This window comes from Roseateles sp., from assembly GCF_965262435.1.
In the GTDB taxonomy this organism is placed as follows: domain Bacteria; phylum Pseudomonadota; class Gammaproteobacteria; order Burkholderiales; family Burkholderiaceae_C; genus Paucibacter_A.
The window spans coordinates 3904455-3929890 of record NZ_OZ253537.1 but is presented as its reverse complement, the minus strand read 5'-3'; the positions used below and the strand labels follow the sequence as shown (position 1 = coordinate 3929890).

Here is a 25436-nt window from a genome sequence, read left to right as displayed (position 1 = left end):
GCCCCATCCACCCCCTTCATCCCCGGAGTTCCCGACCATGAGCACGACGACGATCCTGAAAGCCCGCTGGCTGCTGACCATGACCCCCGGCAGCGAGGTGCTGAACGAGCACGCCCTGGTCATGCAGGGCGAGCGCATCGCCGCCATCTTGCCCTGGGCCGAGGCCGAGGCACAGTTCCCCGATGCCGAGCGCGTGGAACTCGGCCAGCATGTGCTGATCCCCGGCCTGATCAACGGCCACACCCATTCGGCCATGTCCTTGCTGCGCGGCGTAGCCGACGATGTGCCGCTGATGGACTGGCTCAACAACCACATCTGGCCGCTGGAGAAGAAGTGGGTCAGCGAGGACTGGACCTACCAGGGCAGCCTGCTCTCGGCCGCCGAGGCCTTGCGCGGTGGCGTCACCTACCTCAATGACATGTATTTCTTCCCGACCGCCATGGCCCGCGCCGCGGTGGATTCGGGCATCCGCGCCGGCGTGTCCATCAATGTGATCGACTTCCCCACCGGCTATGCCTCCGGCCCGGACGATTACATCGCCAAGGGCGTGGCTGCTTATGATCAGTTCAAGGGCGAGGCCTTGCTGGACTGGACCAGCGCACCGCACGCACCCTACACCGTGTCGGACGAAACCTTCGTCAAGTTGCGCGAGCTGTCCGAGCGCCTGGACATCCAGATGCACTGCCACATCCACGAAACCGAAGATGAGGTGCAAGGCAGCCTGAAGCAGTACGGCATGCGCCCGCTGGAGCGCCTGAACAAGCTTGGCCTACTGAACAGCAAAATGATGGCCGTGCACATGGTGCACCTGAACGAGGACGAGATCGCCATGCTGGCCCGCCAGGGCGTGCACCTGGTGCACAACCCCAACTCCAACCTCAAGCTGGCCTCGGGCGTGGCGCCGATCACGGCGCTGGAGGCGGCCGGCGTCAACACCATCCTCGGCACCGATGGCGCGGCCTCCAACAACCGCCAGGACATGTTCGGCGAGATCCGCGCTGCAGCCTTGCTGGCCAAAGGCACGACGCAAAACAGCACCTCCGTCTCGGCCCGCACCGCGTTGGAAATGGCCACCATCCGCGCCGCCAAGGCCATGGGCCGCGAGGCCGATCTGGGCTCGCTGGAAGTGGGCAAGCTGGCCGATGTGGTGGCCGTCTCGCTCGATGCGCTGGAATGCCGCCCGGTCTACCACGCCGACGCGCAGCTGGTCTACGTGGCCGGCCGCGAGCATGTCTCCGACGTCTGGGTTGGCGGCCGCCGCGTGCTCAAGGGACGTGAGCTGACCACCCTGGATCAAGGCGCGCTGCTGGACCGCGTGGACGCCATCGTCCATGCCATGAAAACCGAGCGCTGAAGCGCGGGAAAGCTGAAGCAAAGAGGGGCCGCCAGGAATTCTTGGCAGGCCCCTTCGCTGCTTTGTCCGGCCAGGTCCCGCGCTCTCGGTAGAATCCCGCACCTTCACACGGCATCTTGGCCGTGCCATCCACGCGGGACACCATGGCAACACCCAAGCACTTGCTTTCTTTCGAGGGCGGCAACGCTCTATCCGCCTTCCGGGCTCAGGCCATGCTGCCGCAGCTGCAGGCGATCAACGAACGTATCAACGGTGTGCAAGCGCGCCATGTGCATTGGGTCTGGGCCGATGCGGCCCTGGATGCAGACGCTGGCGCCAAGCTGGCCGCGCTGCTGAACTATGGCGACGCCTATGTGGGCGGCGAAGACGGCCATCTGGTGGTGGTGGCGCCGCGCCTGGGCACGGTCAGCCCCTGGGCTTCTAAGGCCACCGACATCGCCCACAACTGCGGCCTGAACATCCACCGCGTCGAGCGCGTCACCGAGTACCGCATCACCCTCAAGAGCGGCCTGCTGGGCGGCACCAAGACCCTGAGCCAGGCCGAGCTGATCGCCTGTGCCGATCTGCTGCACGACCGCATGACCGAGAGCGTGCTGCTGGCCCGCGAGGACGCCGCCCACCTGTTCGATGAGAAGACCGCCCAGCCGCTGGAGCATGTCGATGTGCTGGGTCAGGGCCGCGCGGCCTTGGTGGCCGCCAACAAGACCTTCGGCCTGGCCCTGTCCGAAGACGAGATCGACTACCTCGAAAACGCCTTCCAGACCCTGAAGCGCAACCCCAGCGACGTCGAGCTGATGATGTTCGCGCAGGCCAATTCCGAGCATTGCCGCCACAAGATCTTCAATGCCAAGTTCACGGTGGACGGCGTCGACCAGGACCTGAGCCTGTTCGGCATGATCCGCAACACCGAGAAGCTGAGCCCGCAGCACACGGTCAAGGCCTATTCGGACAATGCCTCGGTCATGGAAGGCCACCGCATCGAGCGCTGGATGCCGGCCGGCGACCAGCGCGCGCCGCAGTACCAGGCCCGCGAAGAGCTGGCCCATGTGCTGATGAAGGTCGAGACCCACAACCACCCGACCGCCATTTCGCCCTATCCCGGTGCCTCGACCGGCGCCGGCGGTGAAATCCGTGACGAAGGCGCCACCGGCCGCGGCTCCCGCCCCAAGGCCGGCCTGACCGGCTTCTCGGTCTCCAACCTGCACCTGCCGGGCCTGAGCGAGCCCTGGGAGCAGAACCCGGTCGGCAAGCCCAGCCACATCGCCAGCGCCTTGCAGATCATGATCGAAGGCCCGCTCGGTGGCGCGGCCTTCAACAACGAATTCGGTCGCCCCAATCTGAACGGCTACTTCCGCGTCTACGAGCAGAAGGTGGACGGCATTCAGCGCGGCTATCACAAGCCCATCATGATCGCCGGTGGACTGGGCGCCATCCGCGACGACCAGACGCAGAAGATCGAGTTTCCCGCCGGCTCACTGCTGGTGCAGCTGGGCGGCCCCGGCATGCGCATCGGCATGGGCGGCAGCGCTGCCAGCTCGATGGCAGCTGGCACCAACACCGCCGATCTGGACTTCGACTCGGTCCAGCGTGGTAACCCCGAAATCGAGCGGCGTGTGCAGGAGGTGATCAACCACTGCTGGGGTCTGGGCGAGAAGAACCCCATCCTGGCCATCCACGATGTGGGCGCCGGTGGCATCTCCAATGCCTTCCCCGAGCTGGTCAACGATGCCCATCGCGGCGCGGTCTTCGATCTGCGCAAGGTGCCGCTGGAAGAGTCCGGCATGGCGCCCAAGGAAATCTGGTGCAACGAGAGCCAGGAGCGCTATGTGCTGGCGATTGCGGCCGACAGCCTGGACCTGTTTCAGCGCATGTGCGAGCGCGAGCGCTGCCCCTTCGCTGTCGTTGGCGTGACCACCGAGCAGCGCGAGCTGATCTTGGAAGATGGCCCCGGCGGCCAGCGCGCTGTGGACATGCCCATGGATGTGCTGCTGGGCAAGCCGCCCAAGATGCACCGCGAGGTCAGCCGCGTCGCCCGCGATGCCGGCACCCTGGACCTGAACGGCGTCAGCTTAGCCAGTGTGGCCCAGACCGTGCTGCGCCACCCGACCGTGGCCTCCAAGCGCTTCCTGATCACCATCGGTGACCGCACGGTCGGCGGCCTGAACAGCCGCGACCAGATGGTCGGCCCCTGGCAGGTGCCGGTGGCGGATTGCGCCGTGACCCTGGCCGATTACAAGGGCTTCGCCGGTGAAGCCATGGCCATGGGCGAGCGCACGCCGCTGGCGGCCGTGGACGGCCCGGCCTCGGGCCGCATGGCGGTGGCCGAGTCCATCACCAACCTGCTGGCCGCACCGATCGAGCTGCCCCGCGTCAAGCTCAGCGCCAACTGGATGGCCGCTTGCGGCGAGCCCGGTGAAGATGCGGCCCTGTTCGACACCGTCAAGGCGGTGGGCATGGAGCTGTGCCCGGCCCTGGGCGTGTCCATCCCGGTGGGCAAGGATTCACTGTCCATGCGCACCCGCTGGAGCGATGCGCAAGGCGCCGAGCAGCAGGTGACGGCGCCCGTCTCGCTGATCATCACCGCCTTTGCCTCGGTGGCCGATGTGCGGGGCACGCTGACGCCCCAGCTCAAGACCGATGCCGGCGACAGCAGCCTGATCCTGGTCGACCTGGGTGCCGGCCAGCACCGCATGGGCGGCTCCATTCTGGCCCAGGCCCTGAACCAGTTTGGCGGTGCCGTGCCTGATCTGGACGACGCGGGCTTGCTCAAGAGCCTGGTCGCCGCAGTCAATGAGCTGCGCGCTGCCGGCCAGCTGCTGGCTTACCACGACCGCGGCGACGGCGGCCTCTGGGCCACGGCCTGCGAAATGGCTTTTGCCGGCCATGTGGGCGTGAGCCTCAATGTCGACATGCTGGTCACCGAGGGTGACGGCGTCAGCGACAGCCGCGCCGACACCGGCGACGCCAAGAACTGGGCCACCCAGGTGGGCGCGCGCCGCGAAGAGCTGACGCTCAAAGCCTTGTTCAGCGAAGAGCTGGGCGTGCTGCTGCAGGTGCGCACCGCCGACCGCGACGCGGTGCTGCAGGTGCTGCGCCGCCACGGCCTGTCCAAGCTCAGCCATGTGGTGGGCAAGCCCAATGGCAATGGCCAGGTCGAGGTCTGGCGCGATGCCAAAAAGGTTTACAGCGAATCGCTTGAGAACCTGCACAAGAGCTGGGACGAGGTGTCCTGGCGCATCAACCAACTGCGCGACAACCCGGCCTGCGCCGACAGCGAGCATGCCCAGGCGGGCCTGGCCAGCGACCCCGGCCGCCATGTGCACCTGAGCTTCGATCCGAACGAGGATGTGGCCGCGCCCTTCATCGCCACTGGCGCTCGCCCCAAGCTGGCCATCCTGCGCGAGCAGGGCGTCAACTCACATGTCGAGATGAGCTATGCCATGGCGCAGGCCGGCTTCGACACTTATGACGTGCACATGAGCGATCTGCAGGCCGGCGCGGTGACGCTGGAGCAGTTCAAGGGCTTTGTGGCCTGCGGCGGTTTCAGCTACGGCGACACCCTGGGTGCCGGCGAAGGCTGGGCCCGCTCGGTGATGTTCAACCCGGTGCTGGCCGAGCAGTTCAAGGCCTTCTTCGCCCGCGTCGACAGCTTCGCCCTCGGCGTGTGCAATGGCTGCCAGATGATGGCCGCCCTGTCGCCCATCATCCCGGGTGCGCAGCACTGGCCCAAGTTCACGCGCAACAAGAGCGAGCAGTTCGAAGCCCGCCTGGCCATGGTGGAAGTGCTGGAGTCCTCCAGTCTGTTCTTCCAGGGCATGGCCGGCAGCCGCCTGCCCATCGCCGTGGCGCATGGTGAAGGTTTTGCCGACTTCTCGCAGCGCGGCGATGCGGCCCAGGTCGCACGCGCCATGCGCTATGTCGACCATTCGGGCCAGGCCACCGAGACCTATCCGCTCAACCCCAACGGCAGCCCGGACGGCCTGACCTCGGTGACCACGGCCGATGGCCGCTTCACCGTGCTGATGCCGCACCCGGAGCGCGTGTTCCGCAATGCGCAGCTGAGCTGGACTTCGGGCGATGTCAGCGCGTTCAGCCCGTGGATGCGCATGTTCCGCAACGCCCGCAAGGCCCTGGGCTGATTTTCTACTGCGCGGCCGCCAGGCGTCGTTGGTCCGGTGCTCGGAATCCTCACGTACCAAAGTACGCTCCGGTTCCTGTGCTCCGTCCGCCTCGGCCAGAGGCCGAGTCCTTCGCCAGGCTGATCCAGTCCTCAGGACTGGATCAGTCCAGGCTCAGCCTAGCCTGACAGCCGCTCGCTACGAAAATCCTCACGCTCAGGGGCAATAGCTCAGCTCTTGAGCTCCGCGAGCTGCGCCAGCAGCTCGTAGGAGCGCAGCCGGGCCTGGAAATCATGCACCGCCGCGGCGACGATGAACTCGTCGGCGCCGGTGCGTTCCTGCGTGGCGCGCAGGCCCGCGCGCACCGTCACCGGCGAGCCGACGATGGATTCGGCCAGCATGCGCTCCGCGCCCAGACGTTCGGCCGGCGAGGCGGCCGCCCACAGCGGCGCCATGCTGTCCACCGGCCGCGGCAGCGGTCCGCGCTGGCCGCGCTGCATGCCCAGAAAGCGTTGCTGCAGGGAGCTGAACAAGCGGCCCGCCTCGGCATCGTTGTCGGCCACGATCACATTGAGCGCCACCATGGCGTGCGGCTTCGGGTGCGCAGCGCTGGGCCGGTACTGGCTGCGGTAGAGATCGAGCGCCTGCTGCAGTAGCTCGGGCGCGAAGTGCGAGGCAAACGCAAAGGGCAGGCCGAGATAGGCCGCCAGCTGCGCGCTGTAGAGGCTGGAACCTAGCAACCATATCGGCACCTCTGTGCCCTGGCCGGGGATGGCGCGCACGAGCTGCCCCTCGCGGGCCGGCGCCAGATAGGCCTGCAGCTCCATTACATCTTCGGGGAAGCGGTCCTCAGAAGCGCTGCTCAGGTGGCGGCGCAGGGCCCGCATGGTCGGGCCGTCGGTCCCCGGTGCGCGGCCCAGGCCCAGATCGATGCGGCCGGGGTAAAGCGTGGCCAAGGTTCCGAAGGCTTCGGCCACGGTCAGCGGCGCATGGTTGGGCAGCATGATGCCACCCGATCCGACGCGGATGCGCGTGGTGGCGGCGGCCAGCTGGCCGATCAGCACGGCAGTGGCGGCGCTGGCTACGCCGTCCATATTGTGATGTTCGGCCACCCAGAAGCGCTGGTAGCCCAGGGCATCGGCATGGCGGGCCAGGGCGATGCTATTGAGCAAGGCGCTGCGGGCATCGCTGCCTTCGACGATGGGGGCGAGGTCGAGAATCGAGAGTGGGCTCATGCCGCCAGTCTAGGCGTCTGGCTGCGCCGCTACCGGCCTGGGGTCATGGCCCGGTCCTCGGCCTTGGCAGAGAGCTGCGGAGCGACATAGGGCAGGCGGAAGGTGAAGCGGCTGCCTTTGCCCAGCTCGCTGCTGAGTTCGATCTGGCCGCCCAGGATGCCGGTGACGATGTTGTAGACGATGTTGAGGCCCAGGCCGGTGCCGCCGCTGCCCATCTTGGTGGTGAAGAAGGGGTCGAAGGCGCGCCGCCGCACCGCTTCGCTCATGCCCACACCGTCGTCTTCGACCACCAGCAGCAGCCAGTCGGGCGAGAGCTCGTCCGCTTGGATGGACAAGCGGCCATGGTCGCGGCCGCCGAAGGCATGGAGCAGGGCGTTCAGCACCAGGTTGTTGATCACCTGGCCGAGAGGGCCGGGGTAGCTGTCGAGCGGGCGCTGCGTATGCACCTCGCAGACCACCTCAAACGGCGTGGTGCGCAGGCGCGGGCGCAGCAGGCTCAGCACATCGTCCAAGGCGTTGGCCAGGTCGAAGACACGGCGCTGCGAGCTGGTTTGGTCGACCGAGAGCTGCTTGAAATGCGCCACCAGTTCGGTCGAGGTGCTCAGCGAGCGCAGCAGGATGCTGGCCGCCGTGCCGGCGTCGCGCAAGTAGTCGGCCAGGTGCTGGCGGCGCATGCCCGGGCCGTTGAACTCGGCCTGGATTTCGCGCGTACGCTCTTCCAGGGTGGAGGCCGTGGTCAGGCAGTTGCCCAGCGGGGTGTTGAGTTCATGGGCCACACCGGCCACCAAGGAGCCCAGAGCCGCCATTTTTTCCGAGCGCAGCAGCTCGTCCTGGGCCTGGCGCAGGGTGTGCATGGCCTCGGTCAGCTCGAGCGTGCGGCTGCTGACCCGGTCTTCCAGCTCGGCATTGAGCTTGACCAGAGCCCGCTCGGCCTGACGTTGCTCGGTGATGTCGCGGGCAATGCCCAGATAGCCCATGGCCGGGCCACCGCGGTCGCGCACCAGGCTCACGGTCAGCGAAACATCGAGCGCGCTGCCGTCCTTGCGCAGATAGGTCCAGACCCGGGTCTCGTTGCCATGCACCCGTGCCAAGGCCACAAAGGTGTCGAAGCCCTGGATGGGCTCGCCGAGCTCGGCACTGAGCTCGGCGGCGCGCTCAAGCACTTCCTCACGCCGGTGCAGGAAGTCGGGGTAGCGGCCCAGCATTTCGCGCTCGTTGTAGCCCAGCATGCGCTCGGCGCCGCGGTTGAACACGGTGATGTGGCCCTCCAGATCGGTGGCGATGATGGCCACCTCGCTGGCCGAGTCGAGGATGGCCTGCAGGCGGTTCAGCGTTTCGGTCAGCGCCGCCTGCGATTCGAGCAGGGCCTGCTTGGCCTGCTTGTCCGATGTGATGTTGCGGCCGGTGCCTCGGTAGCCGGCGAACTCGCCCTGGGCATCGAAATAGGGCGCGCCTGAGATGCTGACGTGGCGGATTGAGCCGTCGCCGGCGTAATGGGCGTATTCGAAATCGCGGAAGGCCTCGCGGCGCTCCAGCCGGGCCTGGTGGGCGGCCCAATCGACGCCGGGTACCAGGGCTGGGGACTCCCAGCGCCGCAAGCCCAGCAAAGACTGCGAGGGCACTTGCGTGGCTTTTTCGGCAGGACGCGAGACATAGCTCAGGCGCAGTTCGCGATCCTGTTCCCAGACCCAGTCGGTGGACAGCTCGGTCAAGCTGCGAAAGCGCGCCTGCTCCGCGTCGAGGGCGGTTTGCACTTCGCGGCCATGTGCAATCTCTTCCGACAAGGCCCGGTTGTGGCTGACCAGCAGGCGCCGCCGGTAGACCAGCAGCCCGGCCAGCCAGGTCAGCACCAAGCTCACACCGACCGACAGGGCGGTTTCGATGGAACGCCAGCTTGGCCCCTGGCTCCAGCCCTGGGCTGGCACGGCAGCCAGCATCCAAACGGCGCCCGGCAGGTTGACGGTCTGCAACACCGGTCGGCGTTGCGCCAGGCTGCCGTCACCCCAAATCAGATCGCCCAGGCGGTCGGCCTGCAGGCCCGGCTGGTAGAGGCCCAGGCGCAGGTCCTGACGGTCCTCCAGGCCGGTGCTCTGCACGAATCGGGGCAGGTCGGCCACCACCGAAATCACCCCCCAGTACCGCGGCGCCTCGCCTTCGGATCGGGGCAGGAAGACTGGCACACGCTGGATCAGGCCCTGGCCACCTTGGACCAGCTGGACTGGCCCCACCAGCAAGGGCTGGGCGAGTCGCCGCGCCAGCTGGACCTGCTCGTACTGGCGCGGGATGCTGCGGTAGTCCAGGCGGTAGACCGCCTCGTTGCCGGCCAGGGGGTAGATGAAATCGGCGACATCGTTGGGCGCAGCGACGATGCTGCGCACATGGGGCAGCAGGCGGATCACCTGGCTGCTCATGGCCTGAAAGCGGGCTTCCGAAATCCCGCCGTCGAGGCGGATCAGCGCCTCCAGGCCCAGCGTCGGCGCGAAGGTGGTTTGCGCCACCGCTTCCAGGCGGCTGCGCAGGGCGCTGAGCTCCTTTTGCACCTGGGCTTCTTCGGCCGCCAGGGTCTGGTCGTGGCGCACCCAGGCCAGGCCGATGCACAGGGTCAGGCTGACCAAGGCCGTCAACAAGGCCGGCCAGTAGGCCGGCAGGATGCGGGCCAGCGGGAGGGCTTCAGGCGCAGCGGCGTGGGTGGATGTGGCCGGGGGCTGTTGTTGCGGGCTCATCGCCGGGGGGGCTCGGTCACAGAGAAAGATGGGTACTTTGACGGTAACACAGGCCCCGCGGCCTGCCAGCCGGGGGAAGCGAGGGAGGGCCGCTGTGATGCGAGGAGGCGTCAGCCCTCAGTCGGCACTGCCCAGTTGCACGGCCTGCTTGCGCGTCTTGCCGGCGTTCCACAAGCTCAGGGTCACCCGCTCGCCGACCTGGCGGCGCTCGAGCAGGCTCAGCATTTCGTCCAGATCGCGCACCGGCTCTTCATTGACGGCGATGATGACGTCGCCTGGGATCACGCTGCCGTCGCGGCCACGCACGAACACCTGCAAGCCGGCTTGTGCCGCCGGGCTGCCTGGGGTGACACGCAGCAGGGCCACGCCCTTGGGCAGCTTGAGCGCCTGGTTGACGTTCTCCGGCGCGGCCGTGATACCCAAGGCCGGTCGGATCAGGCGGCCATCGCGGATCAGGCGCGGCACGATGCGGTTGACCTCGTCTACGGGAATGGCGAAACCGATGCCGGCACTGGCGCCGCTCGGGCTGTAGATCGAGGTGTTGACACCGATCAAGCGGCCGGCCGAGTCGAGCAGGGGGCCGCCCGAGTTGCCGGGGTTGATGGCCGCGTCGGTCTGGATGGCGCCGCGGATGGTGCGGCGGGTCACGGATTCGATTTCGCGATTGAGGGCGCTGACGATGCCCAGGGTCAGCGACTGGTCCAGGCCGAAGGGGTTGCCGATGGCATAGACCGACTGGCCCACCTGCAGCTCGCGGCTGCTGCCGATGGCGATGGCCGCCAGCTTTTCCTTGGGTGCTTCGATGCGCAGCACGGCCAGGTCGCGGTCAGGGAAGCTGCCGACCAGCTTGGCCGGGTAGCTGCTCTGGTCGGACAGCGTGACGGTGGCCGCGTCGCCGTCCTGGATCACGTGGAAATTGGTCACCACATGACCGGCATCGTCCCAAATGAAACCACTGCCGGTGCCACGCGGCTGCTGGGTGATGTTCATGGAAAACAGGTCGCGGCTCAGGGCCAGGGTGGTGATGTGGACCACCGAAGGCGAGACCTTTTTGAAGACGTTGATGTTGTTCTGTTCAGCGGCGTCGAGCGGGCCGCGCGGCTGCACGGCGCGCGGCTCGGCCTGAGGCTTGCTCTGCGCGGTGTTGGGCCAGCAGGCGCTCAAGCCCACACCGGCTAGCAAGGCCAGGGCGAGCAGGGCGGCTTGAGAGGCGGGGGCGGTGGGCAGTTTCATCGGGCGTGGCAGGGCAGTTGGGAGAAAGATCAGGCGAGTGCTGCAGGTCGGTCTGAGTTGCGGGGATTCAAGGCATGTCGCAAGTCATGCTCAGCGCATGCCGGGCAGCCCGCAGCGGATGTGCGAGCGGCTGCGGTCCTGCCTTGCCCGTAGACTGCCGCCATTCTGACTCCTCTTGCGGCACTGTCTTGGCCCTCGATTCGCCCCTCATTTCCACCCCAGCGCTGCTGCAACGCGTGCCGCGGCTGGACGCCCTGCGCGGCGCGGCCATCGTCTGGATGGCGCTGTTCCATTTCTGCTTTGACCTCAACCACTTCGGCTGGATCCAGCAGAACTTCTACCGCGACCCTTTCTGGACCGGCCAGCGCACCGCCATCGTCAGCCTCTTCCTGCTGTGCGCCGGTCTGGGCCAGGCCCTGGCTTTGCACCAGGGCCAGCCCTGGTCACGCTTTTGGCGGCGCTGGGCCCAGGTGGCAGGCTGTGCCTTGCTGGTCAGTGCCGGTTCGGCGCTGATGTTCCCGCGCAGCTTCATCAGCTTTGGCGTCTTGCACGGCATGGCCTTGATGCTCTTGATCCTGCGTGCGCTCGGGCCGCGTTTGCCGCTCTGGGCTTGCCTGGGCTTGGGCCTGCTGGCTTGGATTGCGCCGCAGTTTTGGACTCATCCCTTCTTTGACAGCCGCTGGACCAACTGGGTCGGCCTGGTCACGCGCTTGCCGATTGCCGAGGACTACGTGCCGGTTTTGCCCTGGCTGGGCATGATGCTCTGGGGCTATGCCGGCGGCCGCTGGCTGCTGGCCGCGCGCCCGGCCTGGCTGGCAGGCGGGTTGGCGGCGCCGCTGCAACCACTGGCGGCGTTGGGTCGTTGGTCCTTGAGTTTCTACATGCTGCATCAACCGGTTTTGATCGGTTTGCTGACCGCAGCCGCTACGATGCGGGGATGAGCAGCAGCAACAAAATTCTCTTCGGCTTCCATGCCGTGACCGTGCGCCTGAAGACGCACCCCAAATCGATCAGCGAGATCTATGTCGACGCCACCCGGCGCGACCAGCGCATGCGCCAGTTTGTCGAGCGCGCCACCGAAGCCGGCGCCAAGCTGGTGGACAGCGATGACGATCGTCTGGGCAAGCTGGCCGGCAGCAGCCGCCACCAGGGCGTGGTCGCCCGGGTACAGCCCCTGGCCATGCAGCACTCGCTCGATGCCGTGATGGAAGACCTGGAGGCGGCCGAGGTGATGCCTTTGCTGCTGGTGCTGGACGGCGTGACCGACCCGCACAACCTCGGCGCCTGTCTGCGCGTGGCCGATGGCGCCGGCGCCAACGCCGTGATCGCACCCAAAGACCATGCCGTTGGCCTGAACGCCACTGTGGCCAAGGTCGCCAGCGGCGCGGCCGAGACCGTGCCTTATTTGATGGTGACCAATCTGGCTCGCTCGCTCAATGAACTGAAAGAGCGCGACATCTGGATCATCGGCACCTCGGACCAGGCGACGAAATCGATCTACGACATCGACCTGAACCGCCCGGTGGCTCTGGTGCTGGGTGCTGAGGGTGACGGCCTGCGCCAGCTCACCGCCAAGACCTGCGATGAGCTGGTCAGCATTCCGATGCTGGGCGCGGTGGAAAGCCTGAATGTCTCGGTCGCCGCCGGTGTGTGCCTCTATGAGGCGCTGCGCCAGCGCCGCTCCAGCCAAGGATAATCGGGGCCTTCCCTATTCATCGCCTCCAAGAAGAGCACAACCATGGCCGTCATTGAAGTCCAGCACCCCCTCGTCAAACACAAGATCGGCCTGATGCGCGAGGCCGACATCTCGACCAAGAAGTTCCGCGAGTTGACGGGCGAGGTGGCGCGCCTGCTGGCCTACGAGGCCACGGCCGACTTCCCGCTGGAAAAGACCACCATTGAGGGCTGGTGCGGCCCGGTGGAGACCGACCAGATCGCCGGTCGCAAGGTCACGGTGGTGCCGATTCTGCGCGCTGGCCTGGGCATGATGGACGGCGTGCTGGACATGATCCCCAACGCCAAGATCTCGGTCGTGGGCCTGGCCCGTGATCATGAGACGCTGAAGCCGGTCAACTACTTCGACAAGTTCGTGGGCCATCTGGGCGAGCGCACCGCGCTGATCATCGACCCCATGCTGGCCACGGCCGGCTCCATGATTGCCACCGTCGACCTGCTCAAGGCCCGTGGTTGCAAGGACATCCGCGCCCTGGTGCTGGTGGCTGCACCCGAGGGCGTGGCCGCCTTGAACAAGGCCCATCCCGAGGTGCGCTGCTGGACGGCGGCGATCGACAGCCATCTGAACGAGCAGGGCTACATCATTCCGGGCCTTGGCGACGCCGGCGACAAGATCTTCGGGACGAAAGAGGGCTAGTAGCCCTCTTTCGATCTTTGAAGGCTAGTAGCCTTCTTTTGATCTTTGACGGCTAGTAGCCCTCTTTCGATCTTGGAAGGCTAGCAGTCCTCTTTCGATCTTTGAAGGCTAGCAGCCTTCTTTTGATCTTTGAAAGTGGGCGGTCCATTTTTTCGTCCAGCCTTTCGCTCCAGCACTAACAGATCAGGTTGACGCACGGATTTTTGCGTCGATTGCGCCTGGCAGACCTCGGTGACAGGGATCTGCTTCGTGCCTGGAAAAACTCAGATACGGTTCGGACGTGGCTGGGCCGGCTTGTTGGCGAAGAGATTCTCGAGTTCCCTGACTGTTCGGCGCGCTGTGATCCGCTGAGGCGCACCTTCTGCTGCACAGCAACTGATTTACATGGCCGCCCTCGTCAGGGCTGGCGCTTCACGGAAAGTCGTTGAGCTTGCTGGCCACTGGGCAAGCCATGCTGTTGAAGCAGTCATTGAGAGTCTCGTCTTCGTGAGTTGTCGTGTCCCTCGCTTTCGGAGCACTCTGCAGGTGCTTTTCATCATGCGTACAAGCGACAATCCGGCCCGCACCTCAAAGCAAGGTGTCCCGGTCAACAGCTATCCATAGCTCTTTCTTCGGCCGGGATCAAAACTGTTGTCGATTCGCCCTTTGTGTTCACCGCAAGGGGTGTATGTGCTGAATCACGAGGGAGGACTGAGCATGAACTACGAGCTTTCGCGAGCGGCGCTTTGGAGTGCCTGCTGCTTATTGGCCGCCTGCGGCGGCGGCGGCGGGAGCGACGCTCCGGCCGGTGGTGGTGCCACCCCACCTACGCCCACTGTGCCCCCCGTAGTCTCGACGGGCGATTTGTTTCCCTCTGCAAATGACAACCGCTGGGTGATTCGGACCGACTATCCTCAGGCCTCGACCTTTCTTCGCAGAGTCAGCAGCTCCACGACCGCAGATGGTGCGGAACTGATCACCATCAGTAACGACGGCGGAGCCAATCCAAGCGTCACCGAAACCTACAGAAAGACGGTCGACGCAGTTTGGTCCGTCAACGACAAATCCACTGATGCCTTGTCACGGGCCATGGGCACCTACCAAATGCTCCGCCTGCCCCTCAAGACAGGGGAAACCTTCAACTCCATCAATCGCAGCGGTGTCGCCTCTACTGTGGACTTCGACCTTGATGGCAAGCCCGAAACGATCGACGCCAAGATTGATGTAGCCGTCGAAGCCAAGGAAACCCTGCAGACGCCATTTGGTGCTGTTGAAGCTTGGCGGGTGAAAACTTTCGGCACCATGAAGTTCTATCTCTCTGGCAATGGCAAGACCTTGCCGGTGAATATCTCCATGATCGACTGGTATGCACCGGGCATTGGAATGGTCAAGCGCCGAAGTGAAGTCACGGTTGAAGGTGTCAAGCCCACGATTTTTAGTGAAGATCTGGAAGCTTATAAAACAAGTATTTCCAGTTCGCCCGCCATACCCCCAAAAGTGACGCAAGTAAAAGCGGAAGTCAACGGTACTTACGATTTGCGAATCAGTTTTGACCGTCAAGTCCTTATTGACGAGGTATGCAGTGGTAATAGCCCCGTCAAGTACAGTACGCCGTCATTTAAAACGCTCCTGCCGTCATTTCCAGCTCGTTCGGTCGATTTGGGGCAGTCGGGTATTCTGGATACGGTTCGCCTGGATGTCCGCATAGACTACCCCGGTCTCTATAGCCTAGAGATGCCGGCATGCATTGTTGATAGGCTCGGGATCAGAGTTAGTCCGACAGTTATTGAGTTCAAAGCGGGCGCAAGCACCGCGCCGCTGCTAGTCAAGACAAATCTTGACGTCGATACGCCGCTCGTGAGCACACCATTTGATTTTGAATTGGTGTTTGATAAGTCAATCGATAGCTCGGCCAGTGAGCTCAATCTAACACTCAAGGGGTTCAGGAGTGGTTCTATTCTTTCGACGGAGCAGGTAAAGGGCAAGATAGAGGGTTCCAAGGTGAAGTTTTCTCTTGGAAATTCAGTTTTCTATGATGCTACTTATCTTGCGACGATCAAGGGGGCCCTTAAGACACCAACAGGGGAGTCATCGAGTTATGACTTCTTTATGGATATAAAGTCAGTAGACAGGCCGTTCAAAAAACCATCCGAGCAATATAAGCGATTTGACTTATTGGTTGATGTCAATAAAGACGGTTTGCTTGATGGGCTCCTTGTTAACGTTGCACCTGGAGCGGTGCATATCGAGTTGGCCAATATCGATCGCACTTTTCAAGAAGCCAAGGCAATCAAAATAAAGGACTCTCCCGACTTCTTCGATTCAGGGGCATTGCTTGGTGCCTATGACTTCAATGGAGATGGAAAGCCAGACATTGTCACTAAGAGCTTTACCCTTTTTAGTGATCGCGATGAATATGCGCTCGTTCACCACCCCGAATTGATTTCAAATTATCGCAGCTATAATGGGCGATTTTTAGTTGATTACGACGGGGACTCTATTCCGGATTTAATTGAATTTGATCCGGCGCCCGGATTTGATCAGCTTGGAAATTACTACGCAGGGTCTTTTATTGTCAATAAAGGCAAGAAGGATGCGAAGGCGATTTTTCTGGAAAACCACAAGATTCTTCGTATTGCCGCTGCGTCAGTCCCTGAATCAATCAGTTTCTCGTGGTCCAACATCCAGGTGAGGGATGTTAATGGCGACGGAATTCCTGACTTCTACGCTGATGGTACGCTCTATCTGAGTACGCCTGAGGGTAATTATAGGTATTTTGATAAATTCAAGCCGGTCGGCTTCTTTGATTTTGACGGCGATGGGCGTGATGAATTGGTTGTGGCATTGGAGGCTGAAAACTACTATTACATAAAATTCACTTCGCACTTTTCATGGTCAACGCCGGTTCAAATAACAAATTCATGTGGCCTCCGGTTTGGGAGGAATAGATTTCTGCGGGGTGATTTTAATAAGGATGGGGCAATTGACTTTGCGCTGGATTGTAATTTAGATGGAATGATTGTCGGCATGAAGAGAGTCGGTCATGATGAAGGCTACGTCTTTAGGGATGACATCATCTATAACTTCGGTCCAAGAGAGTCGTGTTTTGTAGATGATGCTGATCTCGATGGGTATCCTGACATCAATTGTCGTGGCGTCATTCATTGGAATAATTTTAAGCTCCCGGAATATCGTTCATTCAATCTTGCCGCTTCAAAATCCAATACTTCGAGAGTTAAGTCGCTGGGCGCCTATCCATTTGGAGAGATTGGCAGAGTAGTGAGACGAATTGCGAGCCCTCGCTTCGCAAAGTAATTGATCTGATATCGCAACGCCAATATGGCTGCAGGCTTGCAGGGCGAGGCGGTGAGCCCGGCCATGCTCGGCATGGCGGTGGTTCTCGGTGTGGCTGGAGCGCGGCGCTTCGGACGCTGAGGCGTGCTGGGGTTCAGACGAGGTCCAGCGCCCCCAACACCCCGCCCGCCAACACCAGCCAAACCAAGCTGATGCGGGTCTTGAGCGTCAGCAGCACCGTGCCGGCCATCAGGGCCAGGGTGGCGAGCCGGTGTTCGGGCAGGCGCAGATAGGGCTCGGCCAGCAGCCAGCCAGTGGCCAGCATCAGACCCAGGGTCAGCGGCGCCATGCCGGCCGAGAAGGCGCGCACGCCCAGGCTGTCCTTGTTGCGACGCGCCCAGCGCGTGGCGGCCAGCACCAGGGTGGTGGAGGGCAGCATGATGCCGGCCATGGCGGCAAAGGCGCCGCTCAGGCCGGCCACATTCCAGCCCAGCACGGCCACAAACAGGATGTTGGGCCCGGGTGCCGCCTGTGCCAGGGCGATCGAGGAGGTGAACTCGGTGTCGCTGAGCCAGTGTCGCTCACCGACCAGGTAACGGTGCATGTCCGGGGCGGTGCTGATGGCGCCGCCGATCGAGAGCAGGGACAGGGTCAGGAAGTGCAGGAACAGGTCCAGCAGGTCCGCATGCGCAGCGCCCTGCATCATGCGCTGGCGGGCGCCTGTCTCAGGCCGCGCCAGGCGGCCGCCATGCCCAGGCCGCCGAGCAGCAGGACCAGCCAGGGCAGGGGCAGGCGCAGCCACACCACCGCCACCACCGTGGCCACGGCCAGCACAGCCGCGAGCGCGCGGCCCATGGGGTTGCGGCGCACGGCCGGCAGCAGCTTGAAGCCGGTGGCCAAGATCAGGCCGGCGGAGACCGCGCCCATGCCACGCAGTGCATTGCCCACCACAGGATGCTGGGCCACGCTGCCGTAGAGCGCCGCCATGCTCAGCACCAGCAGCGAGGGCAGAACGAACATGCCGGCCAGTGCCGCAAAAGCACCGCGCAGGCCGAAGTAGCGGTCGCCGATCATCAGCGAGAGATTGACCACATTGGGCCCGGGCAGCACCTGGGCGATGGCCAGGGTTTCGACAAACTCTTCCCGGCTCAGCCAGCCAAGGCGCTCCACCAGTTCGCGCTGCGCCACCGCCAGCACGCCGCCAAAACCCTGCAGGGCCAGGCGGTTGAAGGCCAGGTACAGGGCCCAGAGCGAGGCCGGGCGCTGCGGCGCGCTTGCCGCTTCGGGTGCGCTCATCGCAGCACTTTCAGCGCGTCCGGGTTGACGATATTGCTCGGCTCGCTCTTGATGAAGTTCAGGATGTTGTCGAAAGCCGCGTTGAAATACAGCTCGTAGCTGTCCTGCTCAACATAGCCGATGTGCGGCGTGCAGACGGCGTTCTCCAGGCGCAACAGCGGGTGGCCTTGCAGGATGGGCTCGCTTTCGAACACATCGATGGCGGCCATGCCGGGGCGGCCGCGGTTGAGTGCCGAGACCAGGGCGCCGTCGGCCAACAGCTCGGCTCGTGAGGTGTTGACCAGCAGGGCGGTCGGCTTCATGCGGGCCAGGTCTTCGGGCGTGATCATGCCGCGCGTGGCCTCGCACAGGCGCAGATGCAGGCTCAGCACATCGCTGCTGGCGAAAAAGGCCTCGCGGCTTTCGGCGGCGATCAGGCCGTCGCTCTGGGCGCGCAGGCGCGATGCCTCGCTGCCCCAGACCTGCACCTGCATGCCAAACGCGCGGCCGTAGCCGGCCAACAATTGGCCGATCTTGCCGTAGCCCCAGATGCCTAAGGTCTTGCCTCGCAAGACCATGCCGACGCCGAAATTGGGCGGCATGGACGCGGCCTTGAGCCCGGCTTGCTGCCAGGCGCCATGCTTGAGGTTGCCGATGTACTGCGGCAGGCGGCGCATGGCGGCCATGATGAGCGCCCAGCTCAACTCGGCCGGCGCCACCGGCGAGCCCACGCCTTCTGCCACGGCGATGCCCAGCCGGGTGCAGGCCTCGATGTCGATGTGGTTGCCGACGCGACCGGTCTGGGCAATGAGCTTGAGCTTGGGCAGCTTTTCCAGCAGCTGGCGGGGGAACTGGGTGCGTTCTCGGATCAGCACCAGCACCTCGGCGTCACGCAGCCGTATCGACAGCTGGCCGATGCCTTTCACCGTGTTGGTGAAGACCTTGGCATTGAGGTGTTCCAGCTTGGCCGCGCAGTGCAGCTTGCGCACCGCGTCCTGATAGTCGTCGAGGATGATGATGTTCATGCGTGAGGGCTATTTTGCACTCTGCCGCAAGAGCTGCCGTGCCGGCAGCCGGTTCAGGGGCGTCGGCGCTCGGGATAGACCCGCTGGGAGGCCAGTTGTATGCGTGTGCAATGGGCCAGACCGTTGTCACCCTGTCGGGACAGCGCCGCGAGCAGGCTGCTGCGCAGCAGCCAGAGTTCGGACGGCTCGCTGGACTGTCGCACCAGGGTCTGCAGATGCAAGCCGGTGACCCCGCTCACGGTGGCCGCGGCTTGCATGAAGCAGAGCTTGAGTTCGACGAAGTTGCGGCGCACGGCGATGCGGCTGCTGACGGCCGGCGAAGCGAGGGTGTCGTTCATGGCGTTGCGGGCTCTAGTGGCGGGGCTGTGCCGTGGCGACAGCATCGGTGCGCAGGCCGGCCTGGCCTTGGAAGACCGGCCGCAGTGCTTGGAGGCGCAGTTCGGCCTCGGCTTGCGAGAAGCTGCGCGCCACTTCGGTGTAAAGCCAGGTCCGCAGATGCCAGAGGTCGCGCAGGCTGCGGCTGCGCCGGATGCTGCGTTGCAGCTCGGCGACGCGCTCGCTGTCCAGCCCGCGCAAGCAGGCCTCGAATTCCGCCCGAGCTGCCGGCATGTTGTCGCTGCGTTGGTGCGGTGGCGGGCCGGCCGCGCCCCAAGGGTCGGCCTCGCCCGGCATCCAGCGCAGGATGCTTTGCCAGATCGTGTCCACGGCTTGCCCGCTGCGCCCGGAGGCCATTTGGCTGCTGTCACCGCCGCTGGCTGGCAGGCGATGCAGGGACGCGGCGCGTCGTCTGGCCCAACGGCTCAGAATGTCATTCAACATTTGATGTGGTGTTGTTGTTCATTCGACGGTCGGGTTCGGCCGCCTCCCCCTCCTACAGGGTGAAGTGATTCTGATCAGTCGGCCACCGGCATGAAGCCTGGAAATGGCCGGCCAAGACCGAGCAAATCCTGCGCGGAGCTCTTGGCGGGCGCACTGCGCCCAGAAGGGCTGCGCCCCGGCGCAGCGGCCCCGCCATGGTTCGAATAGGCGAGGCTTTCCCGCCCTAATCGACCCGCCTTTCAGGGCCTTGCGCTCCTACCATCGAGTCTCAGCGACCGGTCTGATGGCCCTGGGGCCGGCTGAGCTTCTGCCCGCGTCTGCGTTCGGGGTTCAGCGCCAGGGCTTTGGTACCGAGCGCCGCTTGCACCACCTTTGCGCCGTCACCGCGGCCACCCTTGCCATGGACCTTTCCACACCGCCCGCCACCCGCCCCAAGGCCGCCATGAATGATGTCGAGCAATTGCTGAGCCGGGCCCGCTCCGGGCAGATGGAACTGGCGGAACTGATGGATCGCACCGGCGCCTTGCAGCAGGCGGGCCAGCTGGAGGCGGCGGCTCTGGTCTACCAGAACTGGATCGCCAGCACGCCTTCGCCCATGCGCCATGTCGCCTGCTACAACTGGGGTACCTTGCTGGGCAATCTGCAGCAGCACGCGGCAGCCGAAAACGCCTACCGCCTGGCTCTGAGTCAGAACGAGGGCTTCACGCAGGCCCGCTTGAACCTGGGTCATCAGCTCGAACACCTGGGCCGCATCGACGAAGCGCTGGCCGAGTGGCAGCGCGTCGCCGCCGATGACAGCTTGCTCAGCAAGGGCCCGGAATCGCTGGACTTGCTGCTCCATGCCCTGAACAACAGCGCCCGCATGCTGGAAACGCACAAGCGCTACGGCGAGTCGCAGGCCCTGATGCGGCGCAGCCTGGAGCTCAAGCCCAGCCAGGGCTCGGTGGTTCAGCACTATGTGCACATCCGCCAGAAGCAATGCGACTGGCCGGTCTACCAGACCGTGGGCGAGCTGACGCAGAACCAGTTGCTGGTCGGTACCTCATTGCTGGCCATGCTCAGCGCCAGCGATGACCCGGCGCTGCAGCTGATGGTGGCGCAGCGCTTTGTCCACGAGAAGGTGCTGAACTACAAGGGCCGGCCCCTGCATGAGCTGGCCAGCGAGCGCAAACCGCGCAGCGGCCGCATCAAGATTGGCTATCTCTCGGGCGACCTCTGCATGCATGCGGTGGGCCTGATGACGGCCGAGCTCTATGGCCTGCATGACCGTGAGCGCTTCGAGACCCATGCCTTCTGCTGGAGCCGCGACGACGGGACGGCGCTGCGCGCGCGCATCCTGCAGGGCTTTGATCACCATGTGCGTCTGGCCGGCGTCGACGACCACACGGCTGCCCGGCTGATTGCCGAAGCCGGCATCGATGTGCTGATCGACCTGCAAGGCCTCACCAATGGCGCCCGGCCCAATATCCTGGCCTACCGTCCGGCGCCGATTCAGGCCTGCTGGATGGGCTTGCCCGCCACCTCGGCCCTGCCGGGCGTGGACTGGATGATCGCCGACCGTTTCGTCATGCCCGAGGACTATCTGCCCTACTGCACCGAGCGGCCCATCTACCTCGACCACTGCTACCAGATCAGCGACCGCCAACGTCAGGTCGGCGCCGAGCCGACCCGCGCCCAGTACCAGTTGCCCGAGGACAAGTTCGTCTTCTGCAGCTTCAACAACAACCACAAGTTCAGCGAAGAAATGTTCAGCTGCTGGATGCGCATCCTGCAGCAGGTGCCGGACAGCGTGTTCTGGCTGCTCGCCGACAACGAGTGGGCCCATGACAATATGCTCAAGGTCGCCGCCGCCCACGGTGTCGCGGCCGAGCGCCTGATCTTCGCGCCCCGGGTGGCGCCGCCCGAGTATCTGGCCCGCTTCGTGTTGGCCGATCTGGTGCTGGATACCTTCCCCTACAACGCCGGCACCACGGCCAGCGATTGCCTGTGGATGGGTACGCCCATGCTGACCCGTTCCGGCCGCACCTACATCTCGCGCATGGCCGGCAGCCTGCTCAGCAATGTCGGGCTACCGGACCTTGTCACCTATTCCCTGGCTGAATATGAGCAGCGGGCGGTCCAAATCGGCCAAAATCCGGCGAGAGCGCAGTCTTACAAGCGCTTTTTGCGCGAGCAGGGGCGGCAGTCCAAGTTGTTCGACATTCCCGGCCTGGTGCGGGATCTCGAAAGCAAGCTGGAAGCCATGGCCCTGTCGCAGCGAGAACGCGATGTGCGTTGACCGCTGCGACCCCGTTCGCGCTGAAGGACTCACGTGACTCAGCGACACGACCCCTTCTTTGACGGCGGCAAGCCAGCGGCGCAGCCCGGCATCTACCTGGCTGCCGATCGCACGGCCGCGCCTGCGCAAGCCCAGGTGGCGGATGAGGGCTGGCAGGCCGAGGCCGGCTCCGACATCGGCAATCCCTTGCTCCATGCCTTGGTCTGGATGACCCAGCATTTTGGCCGCGCGCGCTCGGCCGAGTCGCTCTGCGCCGGCAGCCACTTTGAAGGCGCGCTGAGCCCCGACCAGGCCCTGCGCCTGATGCGCGAGGCCGGCTACAGCGCGGGCCTGGCGCGCAAGAAGATCGAGGAAGTCAGTCCCTTGCTGCTGCCCGCGGTGATGCTGCTCAATGGCGGCGACGCCTGCGTGCTGGTGCGACGTCTGGAGCCGGCCAGCGAAGGCGCCGAGGTCCACTACGAGGTCGTGTTCCCGGGCGCGGACGCCAATGTCTGCACCGCCACGGCCAGCGAACTCGAGGCCGAGTACAGCGGCTTCCTGATGCTGCTGACCCTGCCCGAAACCTCGCAGGCGAGCAACCGCGGCGAGCCGCTGCTGCGCACCGACGGCAGCCATTGGCTCTGGGGCACGCTCAAGCGCTTCATTCCCTACTACCGCGCCGCCATGGTGGCGGCTCTGCTCAGCAATGTGCTGATGATGGTGACCGGCCTGGTCACCACCGTCATCTACGACAAGGTCATTCCCAACCAGTCCTTCGTCACCTTGTGGACCCTGGCCCTGGGTGCCGGCCTGGCCGTGATCTTCGACCTCTGCGCGCGCCAGCTGCGCACCCATGTCATCGACATTGCCGGCCGCAAGGCCGACCTCATCATCGGTTCCAAGCTGTTCCGCCAGACCCTGGGCGTGCGCATGGAGCACAAGCCGGCCTCGGCCGGCTCCTATGCCAGCACGATTTCGCAGATCGAGGTGGTGCGGGAGTTCTTTGCTTCGGCCAGCGTCACCGTGGTGACCGATCTGCCCTTCATCGCCTTGTTCGTGCTGATGGCTTTTCTGGTCGGCGGGCCGCTGGGCTGGGTTCTGGTCGGCGCGATACCCCTGACCCTGGCCCTGACCTTTGCGATCAAGAGCCAGATGCGCAATGCCGTGCGCAGCCACATGAACGAAACGGCCGATCTGCAAGGCACTCTGGTCGAGGCCATCGAGGGGCTGGAGGATCTCAAGACCTCGGGCGCTGAAGGCCGCTTTGTGCAGCGCTACGAGACCAGCACAGCGATCGCCGCTGATGCCGCCATGCGCAGCCGTGGTCTGAACAGTTTGAGCAGCAATGTCGCCATGAGCATGCAGCAGGTCATCACCCTGGTGATGCTGGTCTGGGGCGTCTATCTGATCGAGGACGGCAGCATCACGGCCGGTGCCTTGATGGGCGCCATCATGTTTGCCAGCCGCGCTATGGCGCCGCTCAACAGCGTGGTCAGCCTGGCCTCGCGCTATCAAAGCGCCCAAGCGGCCTTCATCGCCCTCAATCAACTGATGGCCCGCCCGACCGAGCGCGATGCCAGCCGCAACTATGTGCCGCTGTCCCGCGTCTCGGGCAGCATGGGCTTGCACGATGTCAGCTTTTCTTATCCCATGGAAGGCGAGGGCAGTGCGCCCAAGGTCTTGCGCGCGGTCAGCCTGCGTTTGGCCGCGGGCGAGCGTGTTGCGGTGCTGGGCCGCATCGGCAGCGGCAAGTCCACGGTCTTGCGCATGCTGGCCGGCCTCTACCTGCCGACCGAGGGCATGGTCGAGGTGGACGGCATCGACTTGCGCCAGGTCGACCCGGCCGAGTTCCGCGCCCGCGTCGGCTTTGTTTCGCAGGACCCGCGCCTCTTTCATGGCAGCCTTCGGGACAACGTCCTGATGGGCCGCGCCCATATCGACGCCAGCCGCTTGGTCGAGGTGGCACGCCTGACCGGCCTGGACCGTGTCGTCGCCAACCACCCCATGGGCTGGGACTTGCCGGTCGGCGAAATGGGCAATCTGTTGTCGGGTGGCCAGCGTCAGCTGGTGGCCCTGGCGCGCAGCCTGGTGACCAAGCCGCAGATTCTCTTGATGGACGAGCCGACCAGCTCCATGGATGCCCAGTCCGAGGTGGCCTTTTTGCGCCAGCTCCGTGATGCGGCCGGTGCTTGCACCTTGGTGGTGGTCACGCACCGTCCGGCCGTGCTGGAGCTGGTGACCCGCATCATGGTCATGGACTCGGGCCGCCTGGTCATGGACGGCCCGCGCGACCAGGTCTTGGCGGCGCTGTCCGGCGTGCGCCCGAGCCAGCCGGCGGCGGGCGATGCGTCGAATCTGCATCTGCATCCGGCGGCCCAGCCCGTGCAGCGCTCCGCCTCAGTTTGAGGCCGCGCCTGTGCAGGCAGCAGTCGGCGCCACGATGAACAAGAAGCAAATGATGGGGATGGGACGGAATTCATGAGCGTCGGTCAAAGCGACAAGGCATTTCTGAGCAGCTTGGCGGCCGCGCAGGTCGATGAACCCTTGCCGCGCGTCACTTGGGCGCTCTATCTGTTGCTGGCGGCCCTGGTCACGGCCGTGGTCTGGGCGGCCTTCACCGAGGTCGATCAGCTCAGCCGCAGCGACGGCGTGATCGTGCCCGATGGGCGCGAGCAGGTGATCGCCAGCGCCGAAGTCGGCATCCTGCGGGAACTGCTGGTGCGCGAAGGCGACCGGGTGGAGAAAGACCAGGTCTTGGCCAAGCTGGACCCGACCCGGGTCGAGGCGCAGCAGAACGAGGGTCAGGTCAAGCGCCTGGCCGCTCGCGCCACCGTGGCCCGCCTGACGGCCGAGGCCACCAGCAAGCCGCTGCAGTTTGCCGCCGAGCTCAATGCTGTGCCGGCCATCGTCGCCGCTGAGGCCGCGGCCTATGCTGCCCGCCAGCGTCTGCTCGATGAGGCCGTGGCCAGCATCGAGCGCAGCATCGGCATGTTGGGCCGCGAGCTCAAGGTGTCGCAAGACATGGCGGCCAAGGGGCTGATGTCCAATGTCGAGGTCATGCACCTGTCGCGTCAGGTCAATGAGCTGCAGCAGCAGCGCAGCGAGCGCATCAGCCGCTTCCGCCAGGAGGCCAGCTCCGAGTTGGTGCGCCTGCAGAACGAGCTGGCCATGCAGGACGAGCAGATGGTGGTGCGCGACGACGCCCTGAAGCGCACCGTGCTGACCTCGCCGGTGCGCGGCATGGTCAAGAACATCCGCGCCAACACCGTCGGCGGCGTCATCACGACCGGTTCGCCCATCATGGAGATCGTGCCCCTGACCGATGCGGTGCTGATCGAGACCAAGATCAAGCCGGCCGAGGTCGGCTATCTGGCCGTGGGCATGCCAGCCAAGATCAAGCTGCAAGGCTTTGACTACAACGTCTATGGCGGCCTGGAAGGCAGGGTCGAGTACATCAGCCCCGACGCCCTGGGCGAGGCCGACAAGACCGGCGCCGGCCGTTACTACCGGGCCCTGGTCCGCTCCGAACGCAACAATCTTCGCTACAAGGGCGAGACCGTGGCGGTGATTCCCGGCATGAACGCCACGGTCGAGATCAAGACCGGCGAACGCTCCGTGCTCAGCTTCCTGCTGCGCCCGGTGCTCAAGACCCGTGAAGCCCTGAGCGAACGCTGAGTTAGGCGTTTGATTTGCCCAGGCTAAGGGCTGTTGTTCCGGGCTTCGCTCGGCGCTCAAACTGGTCAAGTACGGTTC

General features: G+C 64.7%; 17 protein-coding genes. 9 read left to right on the top strand and 8 right to left on the bottom strand.

Annotation, left to right across the window (positions count from 1 at the left end; genetic code table 11):
- Positions 1–37 precede the first annotated feature (37 nt).
- Together ACQY39_RS16865 and purL are read left to right on the top strand one after the other, a co-directional pair.
- Positions 38–1354: a TRZ/ATZ family hydrolase gene (locus tag ACQY39_RS16865; RefSeq protein WP_428508154.1), complete on the top strand. Its 1317-nt coding sequence runs from the start codon at positions 38–40 to the stop codon at positions 1352–1354.
- A 143-nt stretch (positions 1355–1497) separates the two neighbouring features.
- Positions 1498–5493 carry a phosphoribosylformylglycinamidine synthase gene (gene purL, locus ACQY39_RS16860; RefSeq protein ID WP_428508152.1) on the top strand — a complete coding sequence of 1332 codons (3996 nt, stop codon included), beginning with the start codon at positions 1498–1500 and terminating at the stop codon, positions 5491–5493.
- Between the two features lie 209 nt (positions 5494–5702).
- On the opposite strand, the gene ACQY39_RS16855 is transcribed toward purL, so the two are convergent.
- The 3 genes from ACQY39_RS16855 to ACQY39_RS16845 all read right to left on the bottom strand — a co-directional run bounded on the left by ACQY39_RS16855 (position 5703) and on the right by ACQY39_RS16845 (position 10663).
- Positions 5703–6707, bottom strand: a complete 1005-nt coding sequence (locus tag ACQY39_RS16855; protein ID WP_428508150.1) for an LLM class flavin-dependent oxidoreductase — start codon at positions 6705–6707, stop codon at positions 5703–5705.
- Positions 6708–6736: 29 nt separating this feature from the next.
- Positions 6737–9430 (bottom strand): PAS domain S-box protein, encoded by a 2694-nt coding sequence (locus tag ACQY39_RS16850; RefSeq protein WP_428508148.1) that lies wholly within the window; start codon positions 9428–9430, stop codon positions 6737–6739.
- Between the two features lie 117 nt (positions 9431–9547).
- Positions 9548–10663: a S1C family serine protease gene (locus tag ACQY39_RS16845; RefSeq protein WP_428508146.1), complete on the bottom strand. Its 1116-nt coding sequence runs from the start codon at positions 10661–10663 to the stop codon at positions 9548–9550.
- 188 nt (positions 10664–10851) lie between these two features.
- Here ACQY39_RS16845 and ACQY39_RS16840 point away from each other — a divergent pair, with 188 nt between their 5' ends.
- The 4 genes from ACQY39_RS16840 (at position 10852) to ACQY39_RS16825 (ending at position 16328) form a co-directional block, all read left to right on the top strand.
- Positions 10852–11604, top strand: coding sequence for a DUF1624 domain-containing protein (locus tag ACQY39_RS16840; RefSeq protein ID WP_428508144.1), 753 nt, complete (start codon positions 10852–10854; stop codon positions 11602–11604).
- Positions 11601–12359 (top strand): 23S rRNA (guanosine(2251)-2'-O)-methyltransferase RlmB, encoded by a 759-nt coding sequence (rlmB, locus tag ACQY39_RS16835; RefSeq protein WP_428508142.1) that lies wholly within the window; start codon positions 11601–11603, stop codon positions 12357–12359. Before ACQY39_RS16840 ends, rlmB begins: the two co-directional genes overlap by 4 nt.
- Before the next feature lie 42 nt (positions 12360–12401).
- Positions 12402–13034, top strand: a complete 633-nt coding sequence (gene upp / locus ACQY39_RS16830; RefSeq protein WP_428508140.1) for a uracil phosphoribosyltransferase — start codon at positions 12402–12404, stop codon at positions 13032–13034.
- Between the two features lie 696 nt (positions 13035–13730).
- A complete protein-coding gene (locus tag ACQY39_RS16825; protein ID WP_428508138.1) occupies positions 13731–16328 on the top strand; it encodes a hypothetical protein in 2598 nt (865 codons plus the stop codon).
- Positions 16329–16461: 133 nt separating this feature from the next.
- Here ACQY39_RS16825 and ACQY39_RS16820 read toward each other — a convergent pair whose 3' ends face one another.
- Genes ACQY39_RS16820 through ACQY39_RS16800 form a run of 5 tightly spaced genes read right to left on the bottom strand, consistent with a single transcriptional unit; the run spans position 16462 to position 19426 of the window.
- Complete coding sequence (locus tag ACQY39_RS16820) at positions 16462–17013, bottom strand: chromate transporter (protein WP_428508136.1); 552 nt, start codon at positions 17011–17013, stop codon at positions 16462–16464.
- The gene (locus ACQY39_RS16815) at positions 17010–17603 is read right to left on the bottom strand and encodes a chromate transporter (protein ID WP_428508134.1); all 594 of its coding nucleotides are present in this window, start codon (positions 17601–17603) and stop codon (positions 17010–17012) included. The genes ACQY39_RS16820 and ACQY39_RS16815 overlap by 4 nt, the downstream gene beginning before the upstream one ends.
- Entirely contained in the window at positions 17600–18607 is a 1008-nt protein-coding gene (locus ACQY39_RS16810; RefSeq protein ID WP_428508132.1) for a D-2-hydroxyacid dehydrogenase family protein, read from the bottom strand. The genes ACQY39_RS16815 and ACQY39_RS16810 overlap by 4 nt, the downstream gene beginning before the upstream one ends.
- Before the next feature lie 53 nt (positions 18608–18660).
- On the bottom strand, positions 18661–18945 hold the full coding sequence (locus ACQY39_RS16805) for a hypothetical protein (RefSeq protein ID WP_428508130.1): 285 nt from the start codon (positions 18943–18945) through the stop codon (positions 18661–18663).
- 13 nt (positions 18946–18958) lie between these two features.
- On the bottom strand, positions 18959–19426 hold the full coding sequence (locus tag ACQY39_RS16800) for a hypothetical protein (protein WP_428508128.1): 468 nt from the start codon (positions 19424–19426) through the stop codon (positions 18959–18961).
- Between the two features lie 400 nt (positions 19427–19826).
- Between ACQY39_RS16800 and ACQY39_RS16795 the strand changes: the two genes are divergently transcribed.
- The 3 genes from ACQY39_RS16795 (at position 19827) to ACQY39_RS16785 (ending at position 25358) form a co-directional block, all read left to right on the top strand.
- Positions 19827–21704 (top strand): tetratricopeptide repeat protein, encoded by a 1878-nt coding sequence (locus tag ACQY39_RS16795; RefSeq protein ID WP_428508126.1) that lies wholly within the window; start codon positions 19827–19829, stop codon positions 21702–21704.
- Positions 21705–21737: 33 nt separating this feature from the next.
- Complete coding sequence (locus ACQY39_RS16790) at positions 21738–24089, top strand: type I secretion system permease/ATPase (protein WP_428508124.1); 2352 nt, start codon at positions 21738–21740, stop codon at positions 24087–24089.
- 72 nt (positions 24090–24161) lie between these two features.
- Complete coding sequence (locus ACQY39_RS16785) at positions 24162–25358, top strand: HlyD family efflux transporter periplasmic adaptor subunit (protein WP_428508122.1); 1197 nt, start codon at positions 24162–24164, stop codon at positions 25356–25358.
- The last annotated feature ends 78 nt before the right edge of the window (positions 25359–25436 follow it).

What these genes read in the sequence shown, in the direction of transcription:
- upp (WP_428508140.1), top strand. Translation starts at nt 12,402, where the DNA reads ATGGCCGTCATTGAAGTCCAGCACCCCCTCGTCAAACACAAGATCGGC.
- ACQY39_RS16805 (WP_428508130.1), bottom strand. Translation starts at nt 18,945, where the DNA reads ATGAACGACACCCTCGCTTCGCCGGCCGTCAGCAGCCGCATCGCCGTG.
- rlmB (WP_428508142.1), top strand. Translation starts at nt 11,601, where the DNA reads ATGAGCAGCAGCAACAAAATTCTCTTCGGCTTCCATGCCGTGACCGTG.
- ACQY39_RS16785 (WP_428508122.1), top strand. Translation starts at nt 24,162, where the DNA reads ATGAGCGTCGGTCAAAGCGACAAGGCATTTCTGAGCAGCTTGGCGGCC.
- ACQY39_RS16795 (WP_428508126.1), top strand. Translation starts at nt 19,827, where the DNA reads ATGGACCTTTCCACACCGCCCGCCACCCGCCCCAAGGCCGCCATGAAT.
- ACQY39_RS16810 (WP_428508132.1), bottom strand. Translation starts at nt 18,607, where the DNA reads ATGAACATCATCATCCTCGACGACTATCAGGACGCGGTGCGCAAGCTG.
- ACQY39_RS16800 (WP_428508128.1), bottom strand. Translation starts at nt 19,426, where the DNA reads ATGTTGAATGACATTCTGAGCCGTTGGGCCAGACGACGCGCCGCGTCC.
- ACQY39_RS16845 (WP_428508146.1), bottom strand. Translation starts at nt 10,663, where the DNA reads ATGAAACTGCCCACCGCCCCCGCCTCTCAAGCCGCCCTGCTCGCCCTG.
- ACQY39_RS16825 (WP_428508138.1), top strand. Translation starts at nt 13,731, where the DNA reads ATGAACTACGAGCTTTCGCGAGCGGCGCTTTGGAGTGCCTGCTGCTTA.
- ACQY39_RS16855 (WP_428508150.1), bottom strand. Translation starts at nt 6,707, where the DNA reads ATGAGCCCACTCTCGATTCTCGACCTCGCCCCCATCGTCGAAGGCAGC.
- ACQY39_RS16865 (WP_428508154.1), top strand. Translation starts at nt 38, where the DNA reads ATGAGCACGACGACGATCCTGAAAGCCCGCTGGCTGCTGACCATGACC.
- ACQY39_RS16850 (WP_428508148.1), bottom strand. Translation starts at nt 9,430, where the DNA reads ATGAGCCCGCAACAACAGCCCCCGGCCACATCCACCCACGCCGCTGCG.
- ACQY39_RS16815 (WP_428508134.1), bottom strand. Translation starts at nt 17,603, where the DNA reads ATGAGCGCACCCGAAGCGGCAAGCGCGCCGCAGCGCCCGGCCTCGCTC.
- ACQY39_RS16820 (WP_428508136.1), bottom strand. Translation starts at nt 17,013, where the DNA reads ATGATGCAGGGCGCTGCGCATGCGGACCTGCTGGACCTGTTCCTGCAC.
- purL (WP_428508152.1), top strand. Translation starts at nt 1,498, where the DNA reads ATGGCAACACCCAAGCACTTGCTTTCTTTCGAGGGCGGCAACGCTCTA.